Raw genomic sequence first — 22,925 nt, 5'->3', positions numbered from 1 at the left:
CAGTCGCGATGAGGTTTTACGCAGAAGGCTTCTTCGCGACTGACGTCGCTCCCACAGGACACGCCGCGTCGCCGGCATAGCCTCCCTCCATCGCGTAAAATGCGGCCCTTTCCGCAGCAGGTCCGCCGCATGCAGCTTTCCGAAACCCGCGCCGTCATCACCGGCGGCGTCTCCGGCCTGGGGCTGGCCGTCGCCCGCCACCTGGTCCAGCACGGCGGCAAGGCCGCGCTGTTCGACGTCAACGACGACAAGGGTGCCGCAGCCGTCGCCGAACTGGGCGAGGCCAACGTCCGCTACTTCCGCACCGACGTGACCGATGAAGCCGGCGTGGCCGCCAACATTGCCGCGGCACAAGCGCTCCTCGGCGGCCTGAACGCCGCGATCAACTGTGCCGGCATCCTCGGCGCGGGGCGTGTGCTCGGCAAGGAAGCGCCCATGCCGCTGTCCACCTTCCAGTCGACCGTGATGGTCAATCTGGTGGGCAGCTTCAACGTGGCCAAGGCCGCGGCGGATGCGATGCAGCACAACACGCCGAATGCCGACGGCGAGCGCGGCGTCATCGTCAACACCGCGAGTGTAGCGGCGTACGAAGGACAGATCGGCCAGGCGGCGTATTCCGCCTCCAAGGGCGGTGTGGTCGGCATGACCCTGCCGATGGCGCGCGAGCTCTCGCGCTTCGGCATCCGCGTGATGACCGTGGCGCCGGGCATCTTCTGGACGCCGATGGTCGATGGCATGCCAGAGGCCGTCCAGCAGTCGCTCAGCGCCTCGATCCCCTTCCCGTCCCGCCTGGGCAAGCCGGAAGAGTTCGCCGATCTCGTCGCGTACATCCTCGGCAACCCCTACCTCAACGGCGAGACGATCCGCCTGGACGGCGCTGTGCGCCTGGCGCCGAAGTAAAGCGGCAACGAGTGGAGAGGAGCGAGAAGCGAGTTCAAGCCCACCTCCGCCCTTCCGCTCACTTTTCACTCCTCTCCACTCATTCCTCTCACTCATATGAAAGCTTTCGACATCAAGAAGGGCAACGTCGTCGAACACAACGGCGGCGTGTACCAGATCCGCGACATCGAGCGCAGCTCGCCACAGGGTCGAGGCGGCAACGTGCGTTTCCGTTTCATCATGTACAGCGTGCCGGGCGGCAACAAGCTGGACGCCAGCTTCGACGCCGATGACAACTTGTCCGAAGTGGAGCTGCTGCGCCGTCAGGCGACGTACTCCTACAAGGACGGCGATGCGTTCGTGTTCCTCGATGACGAGGACTACACGCCGTACACCCTCGACGCGAACGTGATCGGCGACGACGCCGGATACATCACCGAGGGCCTGAGCGGCTGCTACGTGCAGGTGATCGACGAACTGCCGGTCGCGCTGCAGCTGCCGCAGCACGTGACCTTGGAAGTGGTGGACACCCCGCCGGAACTGAAGGGCGGCACCGCCACCAAGCGCCCGAAGCCGGCCAAGCTCAACACCGGCATCGAGATCATGGTGCCGGAGTACATCACCAACGGCGAGCGCATCCTGGTCAACACGACCACGGGCGAATTCGGCGGCCGCGCCGACTGACGCGCCGTCACGACGCGCCTGCGGCCGCCAGGGCCCGCAGGCGTGCGCCGATCGTCTCCAGGTTGGCTTCGATGCCGCGCAGCGCTTCGCGCTGATCCGCCGGAAGCCAGCGCTCCAGCTCGCGACGCAGCGCTGCGTCATCGCTTCGCAGTTTCGTCACCCTCGCCTGCGCTTCGGCCACGATGCGGGTACGCTCCACCGCCTGCGGCAATCCGTACCCCTCCCGCGCGAGTTCCGAAGGCCGGCTGACGAAGCTGGTATCGCCCAGCCAGGCCTTCAGCGCCTGCACGGCGAGCGCGGCATCTTCAGGAACGTCGCCGCCGAGGTAGCGCCGCTTCAGTTCGTCACGCAACAACAGTTGCTGTCGACGCAGCGCCGCATTCTCCAGCACCAGCAGCGCGGCACTGGCTTTCAGGTCCGCTTGAGGCATCCAGCGCGCACGCTCGGCGGGCGCCAGCGCCAGCCAGGCCTGGGCATCGCGTTGCGGCAGCGCCAGCGTGTCGCGCGCGACCGCGAACAACGCGTCGTAGCGCGCACTCGCCGGTTCGAAGTAATACCCCTTGTGCCGGGCTTGTTCTGCATCGTCGAGCAGGCTGCGATCGGCAACGCCTTCACGCGCCAGCTTCTCCAGCAGGCCCGTAGGCGTGATGCTCGCCAAGGGCGCCTCCGCGAGTCGCGGCACGCCGTCGTGCAGGAGTTTCCAGGTCTCGACGGCGCAGTTGTTGCTGATGAAGTAATAGCGTCCGTCGTAGCTCCAGTGCAGCTGCGCGGCGCGCTCCAGCAGCGAGGCGATCTCGTCCCGACGCAGCCGCAACGGAAGGGATTGCAGGCCACGCAGCTCGATCTTGGTGTATTCCTCGATCACCTGGTCCAGCGGCAGCAGGAACAACCTCGACGGATAGGATCCGGTCAACCCGCGCCAGCTTGAGATCTGCACATCGCCCACGAATGCGCGAAACGACAGCACACGATGATGGGACAGATCCAAGCGACAGTCTGGACCGGGCGCGCGTCCCGGCGCGCAGATCACCAGCCGCAGCATGCTGTGGCCCCAGCGGCTCATCGCTTCGCTGTTGCCCTCGGCCAGCAGGTAGTCGACTTCGTAGATGCGCGCGGGATCCAGCGCCAGCAGCGTCGCATCGCCGCGGGCGGCGTCGGCTTCCAGGAACGGCAGCCCGGGCGCACATGCCACCTCAGACGCGGGATCGCCGAAATGCTGGGCGAAATGGCGATACAGCGCCGGACGTCGGCACGGGTAGCTTGCGTCCAGCACGTAGTGCTCGAGATTCACCGCCACGAATTCAGATGGGCGCGTCAGCTCGTACCGGTCCGGGCTGCGGGCGGTGAACTCGTTGCGGCTGCGCCGGCCTACGGCGGGGAACACGCTGCGCTGCCATCCGGCCAGGTCGCGCAGGCGCGTATCGCCAGACAACACGTTGCGATATGTGCGGTCATACGCGTGGGCAAGCTCGTGCACGAGCGCCTTGCGTACGGCGAGTGCGCGCGGATCGTCCACGGTCGCAAGATCGCGCGCCTGCCAATCGGCCAGCAACGCACGATTCAGCAGGACCTGTCGCCCGACGCGACGGCCCTGCACGTCATGCGGAAGATCGGCGCGCCACGCCAGGACCAGATCGCTCGGCAACCCCTCCCGCCATGCGCGCGGCAGGCGGGCGAGGACGTCGTCGACGAGTGCCTGCGTGGCCGCGACCTGCGCCGCATCCAGCCCGGCGGGATCGACGCGGACGGCGAAGGCAGGGGTCGCATGGCCCAGCAGCGCACAGGCCAGGACCACGCCGATGCGCCGGCCCCATGGCCGACGCGGGATCATCAACGTGCCAGGATCGCCTGCGCCAGCTGCATGTCGCTGGCACGACGCGCGGCTTCGTCCGTCTCGCGCAGGTGGCGCAGCGCGGCTTCCAGCTGTGCACCGCGGATGCGGCCGTTGCTGGCGACGAAGCTGGCGGCATCCTCGCGCGCCTGCAAGACGATCTTGTCGTCGCCGGACGAACTGTCGGAGGACGCGGAGGAACCCGCGGACGAGGCGCCCGCGGAGCTGCCGGCGAAGCTGCCCGCCAGGGCGGGGACGGAGAGCGCCAGCAGCACGCCGGCCAGGAGCAATCGGGACATGGAATCTTCCGGAGGGGACGCCGTCGCCGGCGCGGTGCGCAAAGCCTACCCGCAAACGGTGCGCGCAGGATGAATCCGCATCACCCTTGCGCGTCGAAGACCTTGCCGGGATTCATCAGGCCGTTGGGGTCGAGCACGCGCTTCACGCCGCGCATCACCGCGATTTCCTCGGGGCTGCGCGTGCTCTCCAGATAGCCCTTCTTCACTAGGCCGATGCCGTGCTCGGCGGAAATGCTGCCCTGGTGGCGCTGCAACGACGCGGCCAGCAGCTTGGTGACCTGCTCGCACTGGGTGACGAACTCGGCATCGCCGACATCGTCGGGCTTGAGCACGTTGATGTGCAGGTTGCCGTCGCCGATGTGGCCGAACCAGACCACGTCGAACTGCGGGTAGGCTTCGCCCAGCAGGGCCTGGGTCTCGGCGAGGAAGGCCGGCATCGCGGAAATCCGCACCGACACATCGTTCTTGTAAGGCTTGTAGCGGGCGAGCGCTTCGGTGATGCCCTCGCGCAGGCGCCACAGCTGCGCCGCCTGGGCGCCGGACTGGCTGATAACGCCGTCGCTGACCCAGCCCTCTTCCATGCAGGCTTCGAACGCCGCCATCGCGGCCGCTTCCTTCGCCTCGTCGCCGATGGCGAATTCGGTGACCACGTAATACGGGTGCACCTCGTCGAACGGCTTCTGCGCCCCATGCGCCAGCACGTGGTGCAGCGCGCGGTCGGTGAAGAACTCGAAGGCTTCCAGTTGCAGGCGCTCGCGGAACGCCGCGAACACCTGCATCAGCACGTCGAAGGACGGCAGCGCCAGCAGCATGACGTTGGTCGGCGGTGGCGGATCGGTCAGGCGGACAGTGGCTTCGACCACCACGCCCAGCGTGCCTTCCGAACCGATGAAGAGATGGCGCAGGTCGTAGCCGCTGGAATTCTTGATCAGCGCCTTGTTGAGCTCCAGCACTTCGCCGGCGCCGGTGACGACCTTCAGGCCGGCGATCCATTCGCGGGTGTTGCCGTAGCGGATCACCCGGATGCCGCCGGCATTGGTCGCGATGTTGCCGCCGATGGCGCAGGAGCCGCGCGCGGCGAAATCCACGGGATAGACCAGCCCGTGCTCGCGCGCCGCGTTGTGCACGGCTTCCAGCGGCATGCCGGCCTGCACGGTCAGCGTGCGGTCCACCGCATCGAACTCGAGCACCTGGTTCATGCGCTCCAGGCTCAGCACCAGTTCGCCGTTCGCCGCGACGGCGCCGCCGGACAGGCCCGTGCGCCCACCCGAGGGTACGACCGCTACGCCGTGCACGTTCGCCCAGCGCACCACGGCCTGCACCTCATCCACCGTCGCCGGTAGCACGATCGCCAGCGGGGCCGGCGTCCAGCGCCGGGTCCAGTCGCGGCCGTAGTGTTCGAGGTCGGCGGGGTCGGTCTTCAGGCGCAGCGCCGGGGCGGCGTCGAGCAGGGATTGCAGGCGCGGATCGCTCATTGCGGGGGCGGATCTTCGGGGGCGCTCAGGGTGCCAGCGATGCTGTGCTGCGTCCAGCCGAGACGGGTCCGTTTCAGGGGCAACCAAACGGGAAAAACGGCAACCGAGCATTCCATTCCGCGCCGCAGCATCGGCGGCGTGCATCTGGCATAGTGACGGCCCTTTCCCCTCCCCCGCTGCGACCTTCCGGCATGTCGAACAAGAAGACCTCGTACCCGAAGCAGGACATCCGCGTACTGTTGCTGGAGGGGGTCAGCCAGACTGCGGTGGAGACCTTCCGCGCGGCGGGCTATACGCAGATCGAGTTCCACGAAAAGTCGCTGCCGGAAGCCGAACTCAAGCAGCGCATCGCCGAAGCGCACATCGTCGGCATCCGCTCGCGCACCCACCTCACCGACGACGTCCTGGCGCAGGCGCGCCGGTTGATCGCCGTGGGCTGCTTCTGCATCGGCACCAACCAGGTGGATCTGGAAGCCGCCGAGCTGGCCGGGATTCCCGTCTTCAATGCGCCCTACTCCAATACCCGCAGCGTGGCCGAACTGGTCATCGCGCAGGCCATCCTGCTGATGCGCGGCATCCCGCAGAAGAACGCCGAATGCCACCGCGGCGGCTGGAGCAAGTCGGCCGCCGGCAGCCACGAGGTGCGCGGCAAGACGCTGGGCATCATCGGCTACGGCCACATCGGTACCCAGGTGGGCGTGCTGGCCGAAGCGCTGGGCATGCATGTGCTCTTCCACGACATCGAGACCAAGCTGTCGTTGGGCAACGCCCGCCCGGCCGTCAGCCTCGACGACCTGCTGGAACTCAGCGACGTGGTCACGTTGCACGTGCCGGAAACCGCGGCGACGAAGGACATGTTCGGTGCGGCGCAGATCGCGAAGATGAAGCGCGGCGCCCACCTGATCAATGCCTCGCGCGGCACGGTCGTCGACATCGATGCGCTGGCCGATGCGTTGAAGTCCGGCCACGTCGGTGGCGCGGCGGTGGACGTGTTCCCGGTGGAGCCCAAGGGCAATGCCGAGTCGTTCGAATCGCCGCTGCGCGGGCTGGACAACGTCATCCTGACCCCGCACGTCGGCGGTTCGACGCTGGAGGCGCAGGACAACATCGGCATCGAGGTGGCGGCCAAGCTGGTGCGCTACAGCGACAACGGCAGCACGCTGTCGGCGGTGAACTTCCCCGAGGTCACCCTGCCCGGCCACGATGGCAGCCGCCGCATCCTGCACATCCATCGCAACGTGCCGGGCGTGCTGTCGCAGATCAACGACATCTTCCGCGACCGTGGCATCAACATCGACGGCCAGTTCCTGCGCACCGACCCCAAGGTCGGCTACGTGGTCATCGATGTCACCGCCGACGAGGAACAGACCGCCAGCCTGCGCGAAGCGATGGCGGCCATCCCGGGCACGCTGCGGGTCCGCGTTCTGTATTGAGTCGCGAGCAGCGGCGGGCCAAGGCCCGCCCTAAGCGTCTGAGGATCAGCCCGCCTCTCGCGCCAGCCACTTGCGGGCCATGCGGCTCAGCGATTCATCGGGCTCGTCGGCGATGGGCGCGATCTCGCGCCAGGCCAGGTCCAGCGATTCCTCGCTGATCGCGTAGTCCTCGCTGCCGGTGGCCCGGACCACGTAGCGCACGTCGTAATGCCAGTGGCCCGGCACGTCCTTGCGTTCCGGTATCCAGTGGCGGTCCAGGTCGAAGATGCCGCCTTCCACGGACAGGTCCGCGAGCCCGGACTCCTCTTCGGCTTCCTTCAGCGCCACCCGCGCCATGTCGGTATCGCCATCGGCATGCCCACCCAGTTGCAGCCAGCGGCCGAGCTTGCGGTGGTGGGTCATCAGGATGCGTCGGCCGTCGCGGCTCACCAACCAGCACCCGCTGGTCAGGTGGCCTTCCAGCCGCTCGCGTACGAACGGGTCGGCCGGGTCGTCGAGCAGCGCCAGGAATTGCGCCACCACCGGCTGTTCGTCGGGCCAGCGGCGGCCGTAATCGGCCAGGTCTGCACGGAGGTGAGCGTAAGCGGCTGACACGGCGTGGATTTTCCTTTCGATGCGTGGCGGAAGCGCGGCGATTATCGCCCGCCATGCTGCAACCGCGCTTGTGATCCCCCGCCTGCTTTGGCAAGGTACGGCCTTCCGTGGGGACGGTCCCCATGACAGTCGCCACCGCCGGGCGGGCCTTTCCGCCGGCACTCAGTCATCCAAGGGGACGCTGCGAATGCTCAAAGCTCTGTTCAGGGTCAAGCCGGTTGCGCCGGCAGGCCACGTCGATGCCGGTGAACCCTTTGAAGGCAGCCTGGACGGCGAAGCCACCCTGAAACGGACGCTGACGGCAAGGCAGCTGGTGTTGCTGGGCGTCGGGGCGGTGATTGGCGCCGGCATCTTCGTGCTCAGCGGCCACGCCGCGGCCGAGCATGCGGGACCCGCGGTGATCCTGAGCTACATCCTCGCCGGCGTGGCCTGCGCGCTGGCAGGCCTGTGCTACGCGGAGTTCGCCGCCATGCTGCCGGTGTCCGGCAGCGCGTATTCCTATTCCTACGCGACCCTGGGCGAGTTCGTGGCCTGGTTCATCGGCTGGAACCTGGTGCTGGAGTACATGTTCGCCGCAGCCACGGTGGCCGTGGGCTGGTCCGGCTACCTCAACAGCTTCCTCGCCAATTTCGGGATGGATCTGCCGGTCTCGCTCGCCGCGGCGCCGCTGAACGTCGTCGAGGGGTCGCTGGTCTACACCGGCGGCCTGATCAATCTTCCAGCCGTGCTGATCATCGCCGCCGTCACCGGCTTGTGCTACGTGGGCATCACTCAGTCGGCGTTCGTCAACTCCATCGTGGTGGCGATCAAGGTCACGGTGATCGTGCTGTTCGTGGCACTCGCCGCCCGCTACGTCAACCCCGACAACTGGGTACCCTTCATTCCCGAGAATCAGGGGCCGGGCAAGTACGGCTTCGACGGCGTGATGCGCGCGGCCGCCGTGGTGTTCTTCTCCTACATCGGCTTCGACGCGGTATCCACCGCCGCGGGCGAGGCCAAGAACCCGCAGCGCGACATGCCCATCGGCATCCTCGGCTCGCTGGCGATCTGCACGATCATCTACATCATCGTGTCCGCCGTACTGACGGGCCTGCTGCCGTATCCTCAGCTGTCCACGCCTAAGCCGGTGGCTACCGCGTTGGAACAGTATGCGAGCCAAGATGGCATGATCCATTTCCTCAAGTACGCTGTAGAGATCGGCGCAATTGCCGGTCTGACCTCGGTGATCCTGGTCATGCTGATGGCGCAGCCGCGCATCTTCTATTCCATGTCCAAGGATGGCCTGCTGCCCGGCTTCCTGGCCAAGGTGCATCCGAAGTTCCAGACCCCGTACGTCGGTACCGTCATCGTGGGCGTGTTCGCGGCGCTGCTGGCCGGCTTCCTGCCGATCGGCCTGCTGGGCGAACTCGTTTCGATGGGCACGCTGCTGGCGTTCGCCACCGTCTGCATCGGCATCGTCGTGCTGCGCCGCACCCGTCCGGACCTGCAGCGTCCGTTCCGCGTTCCGCTCTACTGGCTGATCGCGCCGCTGGGCGCCGCGGCGTGCTTGTATCTGTTCTGGCAGCCGTTCCAGGAGCACTGGCACCTGATGGTGGGCTGGACGATCCTGGGCATGGTGATCTACTTCGCCTACGGATTCAGGAACAGCAAGCTCAGGCGCGCATCCGCCTGATCCATCTGCAGGCCGGCGGGCACACCGCCGGCCTTTTTGGTTGCACTCCTCGCTACCGCTCCGAGACCACGCACGATGTTCCGACAGCTCCTGGCCACCAAACATCCACACGCCGCCCACGACGAAGCCGAAGGCCTCAGCCTGCGTCGTACGCTCGGCCCCTGGGGCCTGACGGCGTTGGGCATCGGCGCCGTGATCGGCGGCGGCATCTTCGTCATCACCGGTCAGGCCGCGGCCAACCACGCCGGTCCGGCGATCATGCTGTCGTTCGTGCTGGCCGCGATCTGCTGCACTTTCTGCGCGCTGGCCTATGCGGAATTCGCCGCGATGGTGCCCGTCTCGGGCAGCGCCTACACCTACACCTATGCGACCCTGGGCGAACTGGCCGCGTGGTTCATCGGCTGGATGCTCGTGCTGGAATACGGCGTATCGGCCTCCGCGGTCGCGGTCAGCTGGACCGGCTACCTGCTGAGCCTGCTCGAACACGCGAACATTTATTTGCCCGAAGCTTTCGTCAGCGCGCCACTGGACGCACAGCTCCGCCCCACCGGCGCGATCGCCAACGTGCCTGCCGCTGTCCTGGTGCTGCTGCTGACCTGGCTGTGCTACGTCGGCATCCGCAAGTCGTCGGCGATGAACATGGCGATGGTGGTGCTGAAGACCGGCCTGATCATCCTGGTCATCATCGCCGGCTGGCAGTACGTCGACCCGGGCAACTGGCAGCCCTTCATCCCGGCCAACGAAGGCCCCGGCAAGTTCGGCTGGGACGGCGTACTGCGCGGTGCGGCGATGGTGTTCTTCGCCTACATCGGCTTCGAGGCGGTATCGGTCGCGGCGCAGGAGTCGCACCGTCCGCAGAAGGACCTGCCCGTCGGCATGCTGGCGTCGCTGGCCATCTGCACCATCCTCTACATCGCCATGGCCGCGGTGATGACGGGCCTGGTGCCCTACACCGCGCTGGGCACCGCCGAGCCGGTGGTCACCGCGGTGGCAGCGCACCCGGAGCTTGGCTGGTTGCGCGTGACGGTGGAAATCGGCGCGCTGATCGGCCTGTCGTCGGTGGTGCTGGTGATGATCATCGGCCAGCCCCGCATCTTCATGATCATGGGACGCGATGGCCTGCTGCCGCCGGTGTTCACCAAGATCCATCCGGAATACCGCACGCCGCACATCAACACCGTCATCACCGGCATCGGCATCGCCCTGCTGGCGGCGCTCTTCCCGCTGGACATCCTGGGCGAACTGACGTCGATGGGCACCCTGATCGCGTTCGCTTCGGTGTGCGTCGGCGTGCTGGTGCTCCGCCGCACGCAGCCTGACCTGCCGCGTCCGTTCCGCATCCCCGCCGCATGGCTGGTCTGCTCGCTGGGCGTGCTCAGCTGCCTGGCGCTGCTCTCGGCGATGACGGCCCACAACTGGATGCTGATGGCCGGCTGGACCGCGGCCGGCTTCTTGATCTACTTCCTGTACGGCTACCGCCACAGCCGCCTGCGCAAGCCGCGCTGAGCCCCACCCGTACGCAGGCGCTAGAATGGGCGGCATGAACGCCGCCCTGCCCTACGACGCCGACAAGTTGCGCGAACGCGCGCACTCCATCATCGCCAACGTGCGCGAGCTGTCGCAGCTCGGCTGGACGCCTGCGACCAGCAGCAACTTCTCCGAGCGCCTGGATGAACGCCATGCGGCCATCACCGTCTCTGGCCGCGACAAGGGCCGGCTGGTGGAGGCCGACATCATGGTCGTGGACTTCGACGGCAAGGCGGTCGGCAGCGACCACCGGCCGTCGGCGGAAACCCTGCTGCACACCCAGCTGTACCGCCGCTACCCCGAGATCGGCTGCGTGCTGCATACGCATTCGCTGGTGCAGACGGTGGCCTCGCGCCTGTTCGCGGGCGCCGGCCACGTCCGGCTGGAGGGTTTCGAGCTGCTGAAGGCGTTCCAGGGCAACCAGACCCACGAGATGGCGATCGACGTGCCGGTGTTCGCCAACACCCAGGACATGCCGACCCTGGCCGCCCAGGTCGACGCGCTGCTGGACCGCCAGCCGCTGTGGGGCTATCTGATCGACGGCCACGGCCTGTACGCCTGGGGCCGCACCATGGCCGAGGCGCGCCGACACCTGGAAGCCTTCGAATTCCTGTTCGCGGCCGAGCTGGAACTGCGCAAGCTCGGCTGCCGCCGCTGATAACCGCCGGTTATCGCAGCGTTCCGTTTCCGCAACAGGGCGCGCGGACCGGGTTTGCTACCCTAACCTCCCCTCGCTGCCTCACGCCATCGCCATGAGCCGCCTGCGCATCTTCAAGGAATCCGACCCGGCCACGCCGGAGTTCGCCAGCTACGATCCCGACTTCATCGCCACCGAGCTGAAGAAGATCGGCGTGACGTTCGAGCGCTGGAAAGCGAACAAACCGGTCGAACCGGGCGCGACGCCGGAAGCGGTCATGGACGCTTACCGCGCCGACATCGACAGGCTGGTCGCCGAGCGCGGTTTCAAGACCGTCGACGTGGTCAGCATCGCGCCGGACAACCCGCAGCGCGACGCCATGCGTGCCAAGTTCCTCGACGAGCATTATCACAAGGAAGACGAAGTGCGCTTCTTCGTCGCGGGATCGGGCCTGTTCACGCTGCACGTGGACGGCAAGGTCTACGAGATCGAGTGCGTGCAGGACGACCTGATCGGCGTGCCGGACAGCACCCTGCACTGGTTCGACATGGGCCCTGAGCCGCGTTTCGTCGCCATCCGCTTCTTCACCGAGCCGGACGGCTGGGTGGGCCACTTCACCGGCACCACCATCGCGCAGGATTTCCCCCGCTACGAAGGCCTGACGCAAGGCCACCACTGAGCCGTCGCGCCCGCATCCCCCAGACATCCGCACCATGCCCGTTTCCGCGATCCTCACCGACATCGAAGGCACCACCAGCAGCATTTCGTTCGTGAAGGACGTGCTGTTCCCATATGCGCGGCGCGCCCTGCCGAGCTTCGTGCGCGAGCACGGCGACGATCCGGAGGTTCGGCGCTGGCTGGACGTGGTGGCGACCGAGCACGGCAGCATCTGCAGCGATGACGTCATCGTGGAGACGCTGCAGGGCTGGATCGACCAGGACCGCAAGCACACCGCGTTGAAGGCGCTGCAGGGCCTGGTGTGGGAAGCCGGCTACCGCGATGCCGATTTCACCGCGCATATCTATCCCGACGCCGCGCCCGCACTCCGCAGGTGGTACGACGCGGGGTATCCGTTGTACGTGTACTCGTCCGGCTCGGTGCCGGCGCAGAAGCTGTTCTTCGGCCACAGCGACGCCGGCGACCTGACGCCAATGTTCTCCGGCTGGTTCGACACCGAAGTGGGCGGCAAGCGCGAGGCGGACAGCTACCGCGTGATCGCAGACCGCATCGGCCTGCCGGCCGAAAAGATCCTGTTCCTGTCGGACGTGGTCGAGGAACTCGACGCCGCACGCGAGGCCGGCCTGCAGACCGTCCTGATCGACCGCCTGGAAGACTATCCGGCGCCGCGCGAAGGCGATGCCGCGCACGGCCATCCGCGCGTCGACGCGTTCGACGCGATCGCACTGCCGCACTGAATCGCTTCATGGCATCGCAACGCACGGCCACGCTGATCGGGCTGGCGGCGATCCTGCTGTGGGCTTCGCTGGCCGTACTCACCACGGCCACCGGCACCTTGCCGCCCTTCCAGGTGCTGGCGATCAGTTTCGGCGTTGCAGCCTTGCTCGGTCTTGGCCGCGCAGCGTCGCGTGGGCGCGCCGGCTGGCATGAGCTGCGCCAGCCCTGGGCGGCGCTGGCCCTTTCCACGCTGGCCCTGTTCGGCTACCACGCGTTGTACTTCATCGCGCTCAAGCGCGCGCCCGCCGTGGAAGCGAACCTGCTCAACTACCTGTGGCCGCTGCTGATCGTCGTGTTCGCCGGCCTGCTGGGCGGTGTGGCCGTGCGTGCCGGGCAATGGGTGGGCACGCTGCTGGGGTTGGGCGCCGCGGTCCTGCTGGTCACACGGGGCCGTGGACTGCAGGTGGATCCGGCGCATGTGCCCGGATATCTCGCCGCCCTGGGTGCCGCGGTGATCTGGGCGTCGTACTCCGTGCTCAACCGCCGCTTCGCCGATGTCCCGACCGCCGCGATCACCGTGGCCTGCGCCGGTGTTTCCGTCCTGGGCGGCATCGCACACCTGCTGTTCGAACGCACGGTCGCGCCGGACGCGATCCAGTGGCTGGTCCTCGCCGTGATGGGCGCCGGCCCCGTGGGCGCAGCCTTCTGGCTGTGGGACTACGGCACCAAGCGCGGCGACATCGCGCTGCTGGGCAGCTTGTCGTATCTCGCGCCCTTGTTGTCGACGCTGCTGCTGGTCGCGTCGGGACGCGCGCAGGCGCACTGGATGCAGGCCGTCGCGATCGCGCTGCTGCTGACGGGTGCGTGGCTCAGCGTGCGCGCCGCCGCGGCGCGATGAGAGCGATTCGCGTTCCTTCACGCACAGGCGGTTCTGACTAGACTGCACGCCACGTCGCCCGCCAGCCGCCGCCAGCCGCCGCCAGCCCGCCACGTACGCCTCGCCCGCCAGCCTCCGCTCGCTCGCCAGGTTCCAGGGCTCCTCCTCCGGGAGGCGTTTCCGTTTTCAGGATCCGTGGATCTTCTCGCCACGCGCGAGCATCGCCACTAGCTTCTCCACGCGGGCCTGCCGGGTCTCCGGCTTCGCCGCCGTCTGCACGCGCCAGCACACGGCATACCGGTTGGTCTTGTCGAGCGTGTCGAAGAAGGTCTTGGCCTTGCGGTTCTTCGCCAGGGCCTTGGCGAGCTCGGGCGGCACCTCCATCGATCTGGAGCCGTCGTAGGCCGCGTCCCAGCGGCCGTCGGCCTTGGCCGCCTCGACCTCGCGCAGTCCGCCTGGACGCATCCTTCCCGCGGCGACCAGGCCATCGATCTTGGCGACGTTGATCTTGGACCACGTACTGCGCGGGCGGCGCGGGGTGAAGCGCTGCAGGAAATGCTGCGCATCGAAGCCTTTCTTCTGTCCGTCGATCCAGCCGTGGCACAGGGCCACATCGAGTGCGTCGGCATAGCTCATCGACACGATGCCCGAATCCTTCTTCGCGATCTTCAGCCACACACCCTCCGACGCGGGGTGGCGCTCCAGCCAGCGCTCCCACGCGGCGGCGTCGACGAAGAGCTCGATGGGCAGGTCGGCGGCGGCCACGCTCAGGGTTCCGCGAGTTGCAGGCGATACGACGTGCGGGCGGACTGCTCGCCGCGCCAGCGATCGAACGCGCGCACCTCGACCGCGTGCTCGCCTTCGGCCAGGTCGGTGGGCAGCGCGCCGCGCCAGAGGTGCTGCGACGCCTCGGCTTCCGGTGAACGGTCATAGCCGCGCAGCATGTCGGCGGTGTCGTCGCGCATGTTTTCTACCAGCAGGCGTGGATCGGGCTGTTCGACGCGCTTCATCGGTTTCCACGCACCGCCATCGACGCGATACTCCACCCGCGTGTCGGCATCGCCCATGTAGACATTGGCGAACACGCCCCACGCCGGGTATGCGCCCTTGCGCAGCACACGCGGTGCGTGCAGGCCGATGCCACTGTCGTCCGCTGCGCGCGCGGGATGCCACGAGAGAGCGTATTCGCCAACGGCGCGCACGCGCAGACGTGCGTAGCCATTGGGCGTGCCATCGGCCATTGTCGTGTCGGGAATGCCCTCGGCATCCTTCACGCCCGACCAGTAGGCGCCGCAGGCGGCACCGACGTTGTACTCGTGCAGCGGCGCCAGGCCGTGCCAGCCGGTCGAGGCGTCGTGGTACCAGTGCCGCTGCGTGTGCGTGTGGCCGCTTAGCAGCAGGACATGCGGAAAATCCTTCAACAAGGCGAACAGGCGCTCGCGGTCCCGCGGACGGAAGCCGCGCGCGCCGGACTCGTAGAACGGGATATGCACGCCGATCACCAGCAGCCGATTCTTGCGTACTGTAGGCAGGTAAGCCTGCAGGAACGCGAACTGGTCCTCGCGCAAGCCGCCGACGTACGCCGGCGATTGGCCGGGCTGGTAGATCACGTCGTCCAGGCCGATGAAGGTCGCCGCGTCTTCTTCCCAGGCGAACGTGTCCGGCCCCAGGTGATGGCGGAAGGTGCGCAGCGATTCCTCATCGCTGGCTGCATCGAAATCCAGGTCGTGGTTACCGGGGATGAACAGCCACGGAACCTGCAGGCTCATCGTCGTGCGCAGGATCTCCGGATACAGCGACAGGTCGTCGTTGGTCACATCGCCCAGCGTCAGGCCCAGCGACGCGCCATGATGCCCCACCAGCGGCTGCACGATGTCGCGCCAGTAGTAGTCCACATCCTTCACGGTGGACGTCTGGCTGTCGGCGAACAACAGCACGTCGAGTTCGTCCTGCGCGGCTGCCGCGCGGGGTCGCAAGCCGAAGTGCGTGCAGTCGGGCTGGCGCTGCGGGATGCCACCGTACTTCAGCGCGGGCCCGGCGTGGTATTGCAGGTTGCGCCAACGGGCCGGCAGGCCGTCGCGCCGTACCGCCAGGTCGTAGCCCGCCGGCTTGATGATGAAGACGGTGCGACCATCGACGTAATCGAGCGTGTAATCGCCGCGCGCATCGGTGATGGCGATCTCGATGCCGTTGGACACCTTGACACCCGCCAGCCCGGGCTCGCCCGCATCGCGGACGCCATTGCCGTTGCGGTCCTCGAACACCTGTCCGCCGCCGCACGGTGGCGGCAAGGCGTGGGCCGGAACGGACAGGCAGGCCAGCAGCAGGACGATGAGCGAAGCGCGCACGGCGACTCCAGCGGGGGCGACCGCCGGATTATGGCGCAGGGAGGGTGCCTTGTAGGAGCGACGCGAGTCGCGACCGCACGAATGAAGCGCCGGCGTGCACAAGGCACGATGGGACATCACGTCCAATCCCGCCGCGCGGTCGCGACATACGTCGCTCCTGCCATGAAGCAGAAAGCATCACGTGACGCCGTGGCGCTCGCGGAGCACGCCGACCGCATCGGCGAGCGACAGTCCGCGCGAACGCAGCAGCACGGTGAGGTGGTAAAGCAGATCGGCACTCTCTCCCAGCAACGCCGATTCATCCTGTGCCACCGCCGCGAGCGCGGTTTCCACGCCTTCCTCGCCTACCTTCTGTGCGATACGGCGCACACCGGCCTCGAACAGCCGCGTGGTATAGCTGTCCGCGGGACGCTCGCGTTCTCGCTGCGCGACCAGCGTATCGAGTTCGGACAGGAACGCGGACGGCGCCGACGGAAAACAGCTCGCGCGTTGCAGGTGGCAGGTAGGCCCGCGCGGTTGCGCGAGGAGCAGCAAGGTGTCGTTGTCGCAATCGGCCTCGACCGCGACCAGTTCCAGCACATGGCCCGAGCTCTCTCCCTTGGTCCATAGCCGCTGCTTGCTGCGGCTGAAGAACGTCACCTTGCCGCTCGCCAATGTGGCGTCCAGCGCCTCACGGCTCATGTAGCCGAGCATCAGCACACGCAGCGTGGTGGCGTCCTGCACGATGGCCGGCAGCAGCCCGTCCCCCTTGGCCCAGTCCAGTTGCGCGGGATCCAGTCCGCGTTCCGCTGTTTCAGTCGCCACGTCGCACCTCGATGCCCTGTCCTGCCAATGCCTGCTTCAATGCCGGAATCCGGATGTGCCCGCTATGGAAAACGCTGGCCGCCAGTGCACCGTCCACGTCCGCCCGTCGGAAGACATCGGTGAAGTGCTCCACCTCACCGGCGCCCCCGGAAGCGATCAGCGGCACCTCGCACAGGGCACGCACGGCCTGCAATTGGGCGAGGTCGTACCCGCGCCGCACGCCGTCCTGGTCCATGCAGTTGAGCACGATCTCGCCCGCACCGAGTCGTTGCGCTTGTGCTACCCAATCCAGCGTACGCAGACCGGCGCCCCGCATTTTCGTGGGATCGCCGGTGTAGCGACGCACGCGCCATTCGCCATCGGCCTCGAGGATCGAGTCCACGCCCACCACTACGCACTGCACGCCGAACGCCTGCGCCAGTTCGCCGATCAGGTCGGGACGTTCCAGCGCGGGTGTATTGACCGAGACCTTGTCGGCCCCGCTGTACAGCACGCGCCGCGCCGTTTCCACATCGCGGATGCCGCCGGCCACGCAGAACGGAATGTCGAGCAGGCGCGAGACGCGCTCGATCCACGCATAGTCCACGGAACGCCCTTCCGGACTGGCGCTGATGTCGTAGAACACCAGTTCGTCGGCGCCTTCGTCGCGGTAGCGCAGCGCCAGGTCGGCGATGTCGCCCATATCGACGTGGTCGCGGAACCTGACGCCCTTGACCACGCGCCCTTCGCGCACATCGAGGCACGGAATGACGCGGCGACTCAGCACGCCAGGGCCTCCGGCAGGGCGAACCGGCCTTCGAGCAGCGCACGCCCGAGGACGATGCCGGAGCACCCCGCCTCACGCGCACCCGCAATGTCGGCAACGGCGCTGACGCCTCCCGACGCCTGCACCGCCAGCGCCGGCACCGTGTCGTGCAGGTAGGCGTACAGCGCCAGGTTCGGGCCGGTCAGCATGCCGTCGCGGGCGATGTCGGTACACAGCAGGTGGCGCAGGCCGGCATCGGCGTAGCGCAGGACGAGTTCGTCCAGCGTCTCCGACGCTGTTTCGGTCCAGCCGTGCACGGGCAGCCGCCAGATGCCGTCGCGGTCGCGCCGCGAATCCAGCGCCACGGTGATGCGCTCGCTGCCAAACTCGGCCAGCCACGCGATCACGGCCTCCGGTTCACGGACGGCCAGCGAACCCACCACGACGCGCTGTGCGCCGGCATCGAGGATGCGCGCGACATCATCGCGCCCGCGCACGCCGCCTCCGGTCTGGACCTTCAGGCCTGTCGTGCTTGCGAGCTCGGCCAGCAACGGCGCCAGGGTATAGCCCCCGCACCGCGCGGCATCCAGATCGACCAGATGTAGCCAGGTGGCTCCCTGCTCGTCATAGCGCACAGCCACGTCCAGCGGCGTGCCGTCGTAGCGCGTCTCGCGCGCATAGTCGCCCTGTGCCAGGCGCACGACGCGACCGTCGCGGACGTCGATCGCGGGATAAACGGTGAAACCGGTCATTGCAGTCCGTACTCGATGAAGTTCTTCAGCAGGCGTGCGCCCACTCCAGCCGATCGCTCAGGGTGGAACTGCGCCCCGGCCACGCGCCCACGCTGCACCACGGCCGCGAAACGCTCACCGTGTTCGCTGCTGCACAGGCAATCCTCGTCGACCGGCGCGGCGTAGCTGTGGACGAAGTAGGCGTGGTCACCCTCGGCGATGCCGTCCACCAGCGAGCTGTCGCGTCGGCGCTGCAATGTGTTCCAGCCCATGTGCGGCACGCGGATGCCGGGCGACACCGGCAGCTTGCGCACCCGGCCCGGCAGCAGGCCCAGGCACGGCGTGTCGTCCTCTTCGGAGTGGGCGAACAGCAACTGCACGCCCACGCACACACCGAGCAAAGGACGTTCCAGCGTGCGCAGGGTATCGACCAGGTCCAGGTCGCGCAGGCGCACCATGCAGACGGCCGCCGCGCCGACGCCCGGCAGGATCACCCGATCCGCCGCGCGAATCGCCGCGGCGTCGCCGGTCAGTTCCGCTTCGACACCGAGCCGTTGCAGGGCATAGCGCACTGACCCGATGTTGGAGCCCCCGGCATCGACCAGTACCACCCGCATCAGAGGGCACCCTTGGTCGACGGCAACTCTGCGCCTTCGCGCCGGATGGCCTGGCGCAACGCGCGCGCCAGCGCCTTGAAGCTGGCTTCGACCTTGTGGTGATCGTTCTCGCCTTGCACCTTCAGGTTGAGGTTCAGCCCGGACGCATCGCAGAGCGAACGGAAGAAGTGCGGCACCAGTTCCGTCGGCAGGTCGCCGACGCGCTCGCGGCGGAATTCGCCGTCGAAAACGAAATAGGGGCGTCCACTGAAATCGAGCGCCGCGCTGGCCAGCGTCTCGTCCATCGGCAGCGTGAAGCCGTAACGGCCGATCCCGCGCTTGTCGCCCAGCGCCTCCTTCAGCGCCTGGCCCAGCGCCAGCCCGGTGTCCTCCACCGTGTGGTGCTCGTCGATGTGCAGGTCGCCATCGGCGCGCACGTCGAGGGCGAAGCCGCCGTGCTTGCCGATCTGTTCCAGCATGTGGTCGAAGAACGGAAGCCCAGTCTTGGCCACCGGCTCGGCAACGCGATCCAGGTCGACTTCGACGCGGATCTTGGTCTCCTTCGTATTGCGCTGGACAACGGCGCGTCGCGGCGCATCGGCCAAGGCGTGTGCAATGCCGCACCAGTCCCACTCGCCGCCGAACTGCGCCGTCTTGAGCTGGAACGCACGGATCTTCAGGTTCTCGGCGAACTGGTTGTCCGTCGGCCGGTCGCCGACCATCGCCGAGCGTGCCCAGTCGATGCTGCGGTCCTGCAGATACGGGATCACCAGACCGATGCCCGGCTTGCGTGTCGGCTTGTTCTCATGCGGCCAGCTCTCATCGATCAAGACGTCGCGGAAGCGGATGCCCTGGCTTTCGAAGACCTGCATCATCAGCGCGTGCGGACCCTCGAACGAGGCGCGCGGAAACTGTTCCGAGCCAAGGCCATCCTGGTTGCTGACCATCACGAACTGGTAGCCCGCGTCGCGCAGTTTCAGCAGCGCCGGAATCACGCCGGCGACGAAGCGCAGCTTCTCGTAGGCATCGATCTGGAAGTCTTCGGGCTCCTCGATCAGGGTGCCGTCGCGGTCGATGAAGAGGATGGGCGTCACGCGGCCTGCTCCCGGGCGTTGAGGGCCGCGATGACGCGGTCGTTCTGGAGGGACGAGCCGACGGTGATGCGCAGCGCGTCGCCCAGTTGCGGGGCAGCGCGCTGGTCGCGCACCACGACACCCGCGGCGAGCAGCGCGCGGAATGCAGTTTCGGCATCGTCGAAGCGCGCCAGCAGATAGTTGCCCTGCGACGGATACACGCGTGCCACGCCTGGCGTGCGCGCCAACGCGTCGTGCAGGCGGCCCCGCTCGCGACGCACCAGCGCAATCCGCTCGCGCGTCTGCGCCAGTGCCGCATCCGACAGGCCCTCCAGAGCCAGATCGGCGCACGGCGTCGGCACGGGATACGGCGCCTGGCAGCGCTGCAGGACGGCGATCAGGTCCTCGTGGGCGATCACGACGCCGATCCGCGCAGCCGCCAGCGCATGCGCCTTGGACAGCGTGCGCAGCACGGCGATGTTGGAGTGCGTGGCAAGCAGCGTCGTCGCGGAGGGGCCGTCGGCGAACTCGCCATAGGCCTCGTCCACCACGACAACGGCCTTGCCCTCCAAGGCGGAGGCCAGCGCAGCGATGTCCGCGAGCGGAATGGCGCTGCCCGCGGGATTGGACGGCGAACACAGGAAAACCAGCTTCGCACGCCGTGCCAGTGCGGCGTCGCGGATCGCATCCAGATCCGCCGAAAAACCCGCGGCACCGTCCACGAGCGGCACTTCGATCAGGGGCGCCCCCTGCAGCCGGGCGCAGACGGCATACATGCCAAAGACAGGCGGAGTGACGACGATGGCGTCCTGGCCGGGCACGCACAGCACGCGCACGAGCAAATCGATGGCCTCGTCGCTGCCACGGCCGACCAGCAACGCGGCAGGCGCAACGCCGTACAGGTCTGCGAGGCGCGCACGCAGGGCCGGCGGTTGCGGATCCGGATAGCGACGGCTGCGCCCGTCCCCATCCGCGGGATTGGCCCAGGCCGACTCGTTCGCGTTGAGCCACACATCGCCGCGCAAGGCTTCGCTGCGCGCGGACTTGTATCCGGCGAAGTCGCGCAGGTCCGGGCGCACCAGCGGCAGGATGGCACTCATGCGGCCACCTTGCGCAAGCGCAGTGCCACCGCATTGGCGTGCGCGTCCAATCCTTCGGCCTGCGCGAGCGTCACCGCGCAGCCGCCGATGGCGCCGATACCGGCACGGCTGGCGGACTGCACGCTGACGAAGTTCTGGAAGCTCGCGACGCTGACACCACTGTAGGCGCGGGCCGCGCCCGCCGTGGGCAGGACGTGGTTGGTACCGCTGCAGTAATCGCCCAGCGCTTCCGGCGTGTAGTCACCCAGGAAAACGGAGCCCGCGGCCTCCACGTGTGCCAGCCACGCACGCGGTTCGCGCAGCGCGAGGATCAGGTGCTCGGGCGCATACCGGTTGCTGATGGCGAACGCCTCCTCCAGCGCAGCGACCTGCACCAGCCGCGAAGACGACAGCGCCTGCTGGGCGATGTCGGCGCGGTCCAGGGCTGCGAGTTGCACGGCGAGTTCGTCCTGCACGCGCGCGATCAGGCCGGCGTCGTCGGACAGCAGCAGTACCTGCGAATCAGGCCCGTGCTCGGCCTGCGACAACAGGTCGGCCGCGACGAATGCCGCATCGGCCCCTGCGTCGGCGATGACCAGCACTTCCGACGGACCCGCGGGCATGTCGATGGCGGCGGCACCGCTTTGCGCGACCTGCTGCTTGGCCTCGGTGACGTAGCTGTTGCCGGGCCCGAACAACTTGTCGCACTTGGGCACGCTGTCGGTGCCGAACGCCATCGCAGCGATGGCTTGCGCCCCGCCCAGCTTGTACACGCGGCGAATGCCGGTCAGCTGCGCAGCCACCAACACCGCGGGATCGGCGGTGCCGTCCTTGCGCGGCGGCGTGCACAGCACCACTTCACGACAGCCGGCCAGCCGCGCAGGCACGCCCAGCATCAGCGCCGTGGACGGCAGCGGAGCCGTACCCGCGGGGACGTACAGCCCCACGCGCGGAATCGGCCGGATCATCCGTTCGCACACCACGCCGGGCGCGGTTTCCACGGCATACGGCTGCGCCATGCCGGCACGGTGGAAGGCGTCGATCCGTCCGGCGGCATCCAGCATCGCCTGTCGCAGTTCTGCGGACACCGACGCTTGTGCCGCCGCGAATTCCTCATCGCTGACGGCGAAGTCGGCCAGTTCGACGCCATCGAACCGCGCAGTGATCTCGCGCAACGCCGCGTCGCCGCGCGTTCGCACGTCCGCCAGCAGGTCGGCGACGGCGTCGCGCGTGCGCTGCGCGACGGTCTGCACCGGCCGCGCGAGCAGCGCGGTGCGTGCGGCTTCGTCGAGCGTGGCCCAATCGTAACGCGGTGCGATGGAAGCGCTCATGCCAGCGACCTCTCGACGGACAGCACCATCAGGCCTTGCGCACCGGCACGCTGCAGTTCCTCCAACCGCTGCCAGGTGATGGCGCCGTGGCACATCGCCTGCAGCGACACGGGACCTTCGCCGTTGCCCGGCAGCGTGACCACGCCCTCGCTATCCGTCAGCAGGCGGGCGAGCGCCGGCACGGTCTCGCGTTCGGCGCGGAACATCAGCAGCTTGCTGTCCTTCAACTTCAGCACGCCATCGAGGCGGCGCAGCAGCATATCGGCCAAGCCTGCACGGGCATCATCGAAAACGCGCGCCGGGCCGGCGAGCACCGCCTCGCTTTCGAGCAGCGTCTCCACCGGTTTCAGCTGGTTGGCGGCCAGCGTTGCGCCGCTGGAAACGAGGTCGCAGATGAGATCGGCGGTGCCCAGCTTCGGCGCGATCTCCACCGAACCGGAGAGCTCGACCACGGCCGCGTCGATCCCGCGCGCCTGCAGCCACTGGCGCAGGACGGAGGGGTAGCTGGTGGCGATCCGCAGGCCTTGCAGTTGCTCGGGACCGGTCCATTCCCAGCTCTCCGGGATGGCCAGCATCAACCGGCAGTTGCCGAACCCGAGTGGGCGCAGTTCGCGGTACGCCTGCGGCAGGCCGATCAGGGCGCGTTCGCCCGCCTGCTCGTCCAGCTCATTGCGACCCACGATGCCGAAATCGCAGACGCCATCGGCGATCAGGCCCGGGATGTCGTCATCGCGGACCAGCAGCAGGTCGACCGGCAGTGATTCGCCGTAGCAGAACAGCTTGTCGCGGCTTTCGCGCCAGCTCAGGCCGCAAGCCGCCAGTAGCGTGCGTGCCGGCTCGGCCAGCCGCCCGCTCTTCTGGATGGCGATGCGCAGACGCTCGCGCGTCGCGGGGGTCAGGGTGGGACTCATGGGG

23 protein-coding genes are annotated in these 22,925 nt (G+C 67.9%); 9 read left to right on the top strand and 14 right to left on the bottom strand.

Going from position 1 to position 22,925, the window contains the following annotated elements:
* Window positions 1-129: 129 nt before the first annotated feature.
* Window positions 130-900, top strand: a complete 771-nt coding sequence (locus tag AC23D6_RS08215; protein WP_487752268.1) for an SDR family NAD(P)-dependent oxidoreductase — start codon at window positions 130-132, stop codon at window positions 898-900.
* 96 nt (window positions 901-996) lie between these two features.
* Window positions 997-1,563: an elongation factor P-like protein YeiP gene (gene yeiP / locus AC23D6_RS08210; protein WP_487752267.1), complete on the top strand. Its 567-nt coding sequence runs from the start codon at window positions 997-999 to the stop codon at window positions 1,561-1,563.
* A gap of 7 nt (window positions 1,564-1,570) precedes the next feature.
* Here yeiP and AC23D6_RS08205 read toward each other — a convergent pair whose 3' ends face one another.
* The 3 genes from AC23D6_RS08205 to AC23D6_RS08195 all read right to left on the bottom strand — a co-directional run bounded on the left by AC23D6_RS08205 (window position 1,571) and on the right by AC23D6_RS08195 (window position 5,168).
* On the bottom strand, window positions 1,571-3,394 hold the full coding sequence (locus tag AC23D6_RS08205) for a DUF7844 domain-containing protein (protein WP_487752266.1): 1,824 nt from the start codon (window positions 3,392-3,394) through the stop codon (window positions 1,571-1,573).
* On the bottom strand, window positions 3,394-3,693 hold the full coding sequence (locus AC23D6_RS08200; protein WP_487752265.1) for a DUF2388 domain-containing protein: 300 nt from the start codon (window positions 3,691-3,693) through the stop codon (window positions 3,394-3,396). Before AC23D6_RS08200 ends, AC23D6_RS08205 begins: the two co-directional genes overlap by 1 nt.
* An 80-nt stretch (window positions 3,694-3,773) precedes the next feature.
* Complete coding sequence (locus AC23D6_RS08195; protein WP_487752264.1) at window positions 3,774-5,168, bottom strand: FAD-binding oxidoreductase; 1,395 nt, start codon at window positions 5,166-5,168, stop codon at window positions 3,774-3,776.
* Window positions 5,169-5,359: 191 nt separating this feature from the next.
* Between AC23D6_RS08195 and serA the strand changes: the two genes are divergently transcribed.
* Window positions 5,360-6,601, top strand: a complete 1,242-nt coding sequence (gene serA / locus AC23D6_RS08190) for a phosphoglycerate dehydrogenase (RefSeq protein WP_487752263.1) — start codon at window positions 5,360-5,362, stop codon at window positions 6,599-6,601.
* A 45-nt stretch (window positions 6,602-6,646) separates the two neighbouring features.
* Here the strand turns inward: serA and AC23D6_RS08185 are convergent, their stop codons facing one another.
* On the bottom strand, window positions 6,647-7,237 hold the full coding sequence (locus AC23D6_RS08185; protein ID WP_487752597.1) for an NUDIX hydrolase: 591 nt from the start codon (window positions 7,235-7,237) through the stop codon (window positions 6,647-6,649).
* A gap of 145 nt (window positions 7,238-7,382) precedes the next feature.
* Here AC23D6_RS08185 and AC23D6_RS08180 point away from each other — a divergent pair, with 145 nt between their 5' ends.
* The 6 genes from AC23D6_RS08180 to yddG all read left to right on the top strand — a co-directional run bounded on the left by AC23D6_RS08180 (window position 7,383) and on the right by yddG (window position 13,324).
* Window positions 7,383-8,867, top strand: a complete 1,485-nt coding sequence (locus tag AC23D6_RS08180) for an amino acid permease (RefSeq protein ID WP_487752262.1) — start codon at window positions 7,383-7,385, stop codon at window positions 8,865-8,867.
* A 75-nt stretch (window positions 8,868-8,942) separates the two neighbouring features.
* Window positions 8,943-10,373 (top strand): amino acid permease, encoded by a 1,431-nt coding sequence (locus AC23D6_RS08175; protein WP_487752261.1) that lies wholly within the window; start codon window positions 8,943-8,945, stop codon window positions 10,371-10,373.
* A gap of 25 nt (window positions 10,374-10,398) precedes the next feature.
* The gene (locus AC23D6_RS08170; protein WP_487752260.1) at window positions 10,399-11,052 is read left to right on the top strand and encodes a methylthioribulose 1-phosphate dehydratase; all 654 of its coding nucleotides are present in this window, start codon (window positions 10,399-10,401) and stop codon (window positions 11,050-11,052) included.
* A 94-nt stretch (window positions 11,053-11,146) separates the two neighbouring features.
* Window positions 11,147-11,710, top strand: coding sequence for a 1,2-dihydroxy-3-keto-5-methylthiopentene dioxygenase (locus tag AC23D6_RS08165; RefSeq protein WP_487752259.1), 564 nt, complete (start codon window positions 11,147-11,149; stop codon window positions 11,708-11,710).
* 34 nt (window positions 11,711-11,744) lie between these two features.
* Window positions 11,745-12,446: an acireductone synthase gene (mtnC, locus tag AC23D6_RS08160; protein ID WP_487752258.1), complete on the top strand. Its 702-nt coding sequence runs from the start codon at window positions 11,745-11,747 to the stop codon at window positions 12,444-12,446.
* An 8-nt stretch (window positions 12,447-12,454) separates the two neighbouring features.
* Window positions 12,455-13,324, top strand: a complete 870-nt coding sequence (gene yddG / locus AC23D6_RS08155) for an aromatic amino acid exporter YddG (RefSeq protein WP_487752257.1) — start codon at window positions 12,455-12,457, stop codon at window positions 13,322-13,324.
* 165 nt (window positions 13,325-13,489) lie between these two features.
* On the opposite strand, the gene AC23D6_RS08150 is transcribed toward yddG, so the two are convergent.
* From AC23D6_RS08150 to hisG, 10 genes are all read right to left on the bottom strand, one after another.
* Window positions 13,490-14,068, bottom strand: coding sequence for a YdeI/OmpD-associated family protein (locus AC23D6_RS08150; RefSeq protein WP_487752256.1), 579 nt, complete (start codon window positions 14,066-14,068; stop codon window positions 13,490-13,492).
* 2 nt (window positions 14,069-14,070) lie between these two features.
* Window positions 14,071-15,651: a calcineurin-like phosphoesterase C-terminal domain-containing protein gene (locus tag AC23D6_RS08145; protein ID WP_487752255.1), complete on the bottom strand. Its 1,581-nt coding sequence runs from the start codon at window positions 15,649-15,651 to the stop codon at window positions 14,071-14,073.
* 177 nt (window positions 15,652-15,828) lie between these two features.
* Window positions 15,829-16,455 carry a bifunctional phosphoribosyl-AMP cyclohydrolase/phosphoribosyl-ATP diphosphatase HisIE gene (gene hisIE, locus AC23D6_RS08140; protein ID WP_487752254.1) on the bottom strand — a complete coding sequence of 209 codons (627 nt, stop codon included), beginning with the start codon at window positions 16,453-16,455 and terminating at the stop codon, window positions 15,829-15,831.
* Window positions 16,445-17,221: an imidazole glycerol phosphate synthase subunit HisF gene (hisF, locus tag AC23D6_RS08135; RefSeq protein ID WP_487752253.1), complete on the bottom strand. Its 777-nt coding sequence runs from the start codon at window positions 17,219-17,221 to the stop codon at window positions 16,445-16,447. Before hisF ends, hisIE begins: the two co-directional genes overlap by 11 nt.
* Entirely contained in the window at window positions 17,215-17,952 is a 738-nt protein-coding gene (gene hisA / locus AC23D6_RS08130) for a 1-(5-phosphoribosyl)-5-[(5-phosphoribosylamino)methylideneamino]imidazole-4-carboxamide isomerase (RefSeq protein WP_487752252.1), read from the bottom strand. Before hisA ends, hisF begins: the two co-directional genes overlap by 7 nt.
* Window positions 17,949-18,548, bottom strand: a complete 600-nt coding sequence (gene hisH, locus AC23D6_RS08125) for an imidazole glycerol phosphate synthase subunit HisH (protein ID WP_487752251.1) — start codon at window positions 18,546-18,548, stop codon at window positions 17,949-17,951. Before hisH ends, hisA begins: the two co-directional genes overlap by 4 nt.
* Window positions 18,548-19,621, bottom strand: coding sequence for a bifunctional histidinol-phosphatase/imidazoleglycerol-phosphate dehydratase HisB (hisB, locus tag AC23D6_RS08120; RefSeq protein ID WP_487752250.1), 1,074 nt, complete (start codon window positions 19,619-19,621; stop codon window positions 18,548-18,550). The genes hisH and hisB overlap by 1 nt, the downstream gene beginning before the upstream one ends.
* Window positions 19,618-20,700, bottom strand: coding sequence for a histidinol-phosphate transaminase (gene hisC, locus AC23D6_RS08115; protein WP_487752249.1), 1,083 nt, complete (start codon window positions 20,698-20,700; stop codon window positions 19,618-19,620). Before hisC ends, hisB begins: the two co-directional genes overlap by 4 nt.
* Window positions 20,697-22,010, bottom strand: a complete 1,314-nt coding sequence (gene hisD, locus AC23D6_RS08110; RefSeq protein ID WP_487752248.1) for a histidinol dehydrogenase — start codon at window positions 22,008-22,010, stop codon at window positions 20,697-20,699. Before hisD ends, hisC begins: the two co-directional genes overlap by 4 nt.
* Window positions 22,007-22,921 carry an ATP phosphoribosyltransferase gene (gene hisG, locus AC23D6_RS08105; protein WP_487752247.1) on the bottom strand — a complete coding sequence of 305 codons (915 nt, stop codon included), beginning with the start codon at window positions 22,919-22,921 and terminating at the stop codon, window positions 22,007-22,009. The genes hisD and hisG overlap by 4 nt, the downstream gene beginning before the upstream one ends.
* Between the last annotated feature and the right edge of the window lie 4 nt (window positions 22,922-22,925).

Source organism: Pseudoxanthomonas sp. G3 (assembly GCF_057654715.1).
This window is presented reverse-complemented; position numbering and strand designations above follow the sequence as displayed.

What these genes read in the sequence shown, in the direction of transcription:
- AC23D6_RS08170 (WP_487752260.1), top strand. Translation starts at nt 10,399, where the DNA reads ATGGGCGGCATGAACGCCGCCCTGCCCTACGACGCCGACAAGTTGCGC.
- serA (WP_487752263.1), top strand. Translation starts at nt 5,360, where the DNA reads ATGTCGAACAAGAAGACCTCGTACCCGAAGCAGGACATCCGCGTACTG.
- hisH (WP_487752251.1), bottom strand. Translation starts at nt 18,548, where the DNA reads ATGCGGGTGGTACTGGTCGATGCCGGGGGCTCCAACATCGGGTCAGTG.
- AC23D6_RS08215 (WP_487752268.1), top strand. Translation starts at nt 130, where the DNA reads ATGCAGCTTTCCGAAACCCGCGCCGTCATCACCGGCGGCGTCTCCGGC.
- AC23D6_RS08175 (WP_487752261.1), top strand. Translation starts at nt 8,943, where the DNA reads ATGTTCCGACAGCTCCTGGCCACCAAACATCCACACGCCGCCCACGAC.
- AC23D6_RS08200 (WP_487752265.1), bottom strand. Translation starts at nt 3,693, where the DNA reads ATGTCCCGATTGCTCCTGGCCGGCGTGCTGCTGGCGCTCTCCGTCCCC.
- hisA (WP_487752252.1), bottom strand. Translation starts at nt 17,952, where the DNA reads ATGACCGGTTTCACCGTTTATCCCGCGATCGACGTCCGCGACGGTCGC.
- AC23D6_RS08165 (WP_487752259.1), top strand. Translation starts at nt 11,147, where the DNA reads ATGAGCCGCCTGCGCATCTTCAAGGAATCCGACCCGGCCACGCCGGAG.
- yeiP (WP_487752267.1), top strand. Translation starts at nt 997, where the DNA reads ATGAAAGCTTTCGACATCAAGAAGGGCAACGTCGTCGAACACAACGGC.
- hisD (WP_487752248.1), bottom strand. Translation starts at nt 22,010, where the DNA reads ATGAGCGCTTCCATCGCACCGCGTTACGATTGGGCCACGCTCGACGAA.
- AC23D6_RS08195 (WP_487752264.1), bottom strand. Translation starts at nt 5,168, where the DNA reads ATGAGCGATCCGCGCCTGCAATCCCTGCTCGACGCCGCCCCGGCGCTG.
- AC23D6_RS08180 (WP_487752262.1), top strand. Translation starts at nt 7,383, where the DNA reads ATGCTCAAAGCTCTGTTCAGGGTCAAGCCGGTTGCGCCGGCAGGCCAC.
- mtnC (WP_487752258.1), top strand. Translation starts at nt 11,745, where the DNA reads ATGCCCGTTTCCGCGATCCTCACCGACATCGAAGGCACCACCAGCAGC.
- hisG (WP_487752247.1), bottom strand. Translation starts at nt 22,921, where the DNA reads ATGAGTCCCACCCTGACCCCCGCGACGCGCGAGCGTCTGCGCATCGCC.
- yddG (WP_487752257.1), top strand. Translation starts at nt 12,455, where the DNA reads ATGGCATCGCAACGCACGGCCACGCTGATCGGGCTGGCGGCGATCCTG.
- hisC (WP_487752249.1), bottom strand. Translation starts at nt 20,700, where the DNA reads ATGAGTGCCATCCTGCCGCTGGTGCGCCCGGACCTGCGCGACTTCGCC.
- AC23D6_RS08205 (WP_487752266.1), bottom strand. Translation starts at nt 3,394, where the DNA reads ATGATCCCGCGTCGGCCATGGGGCCGGCGCATCGGCGTGGTCCTGGCC.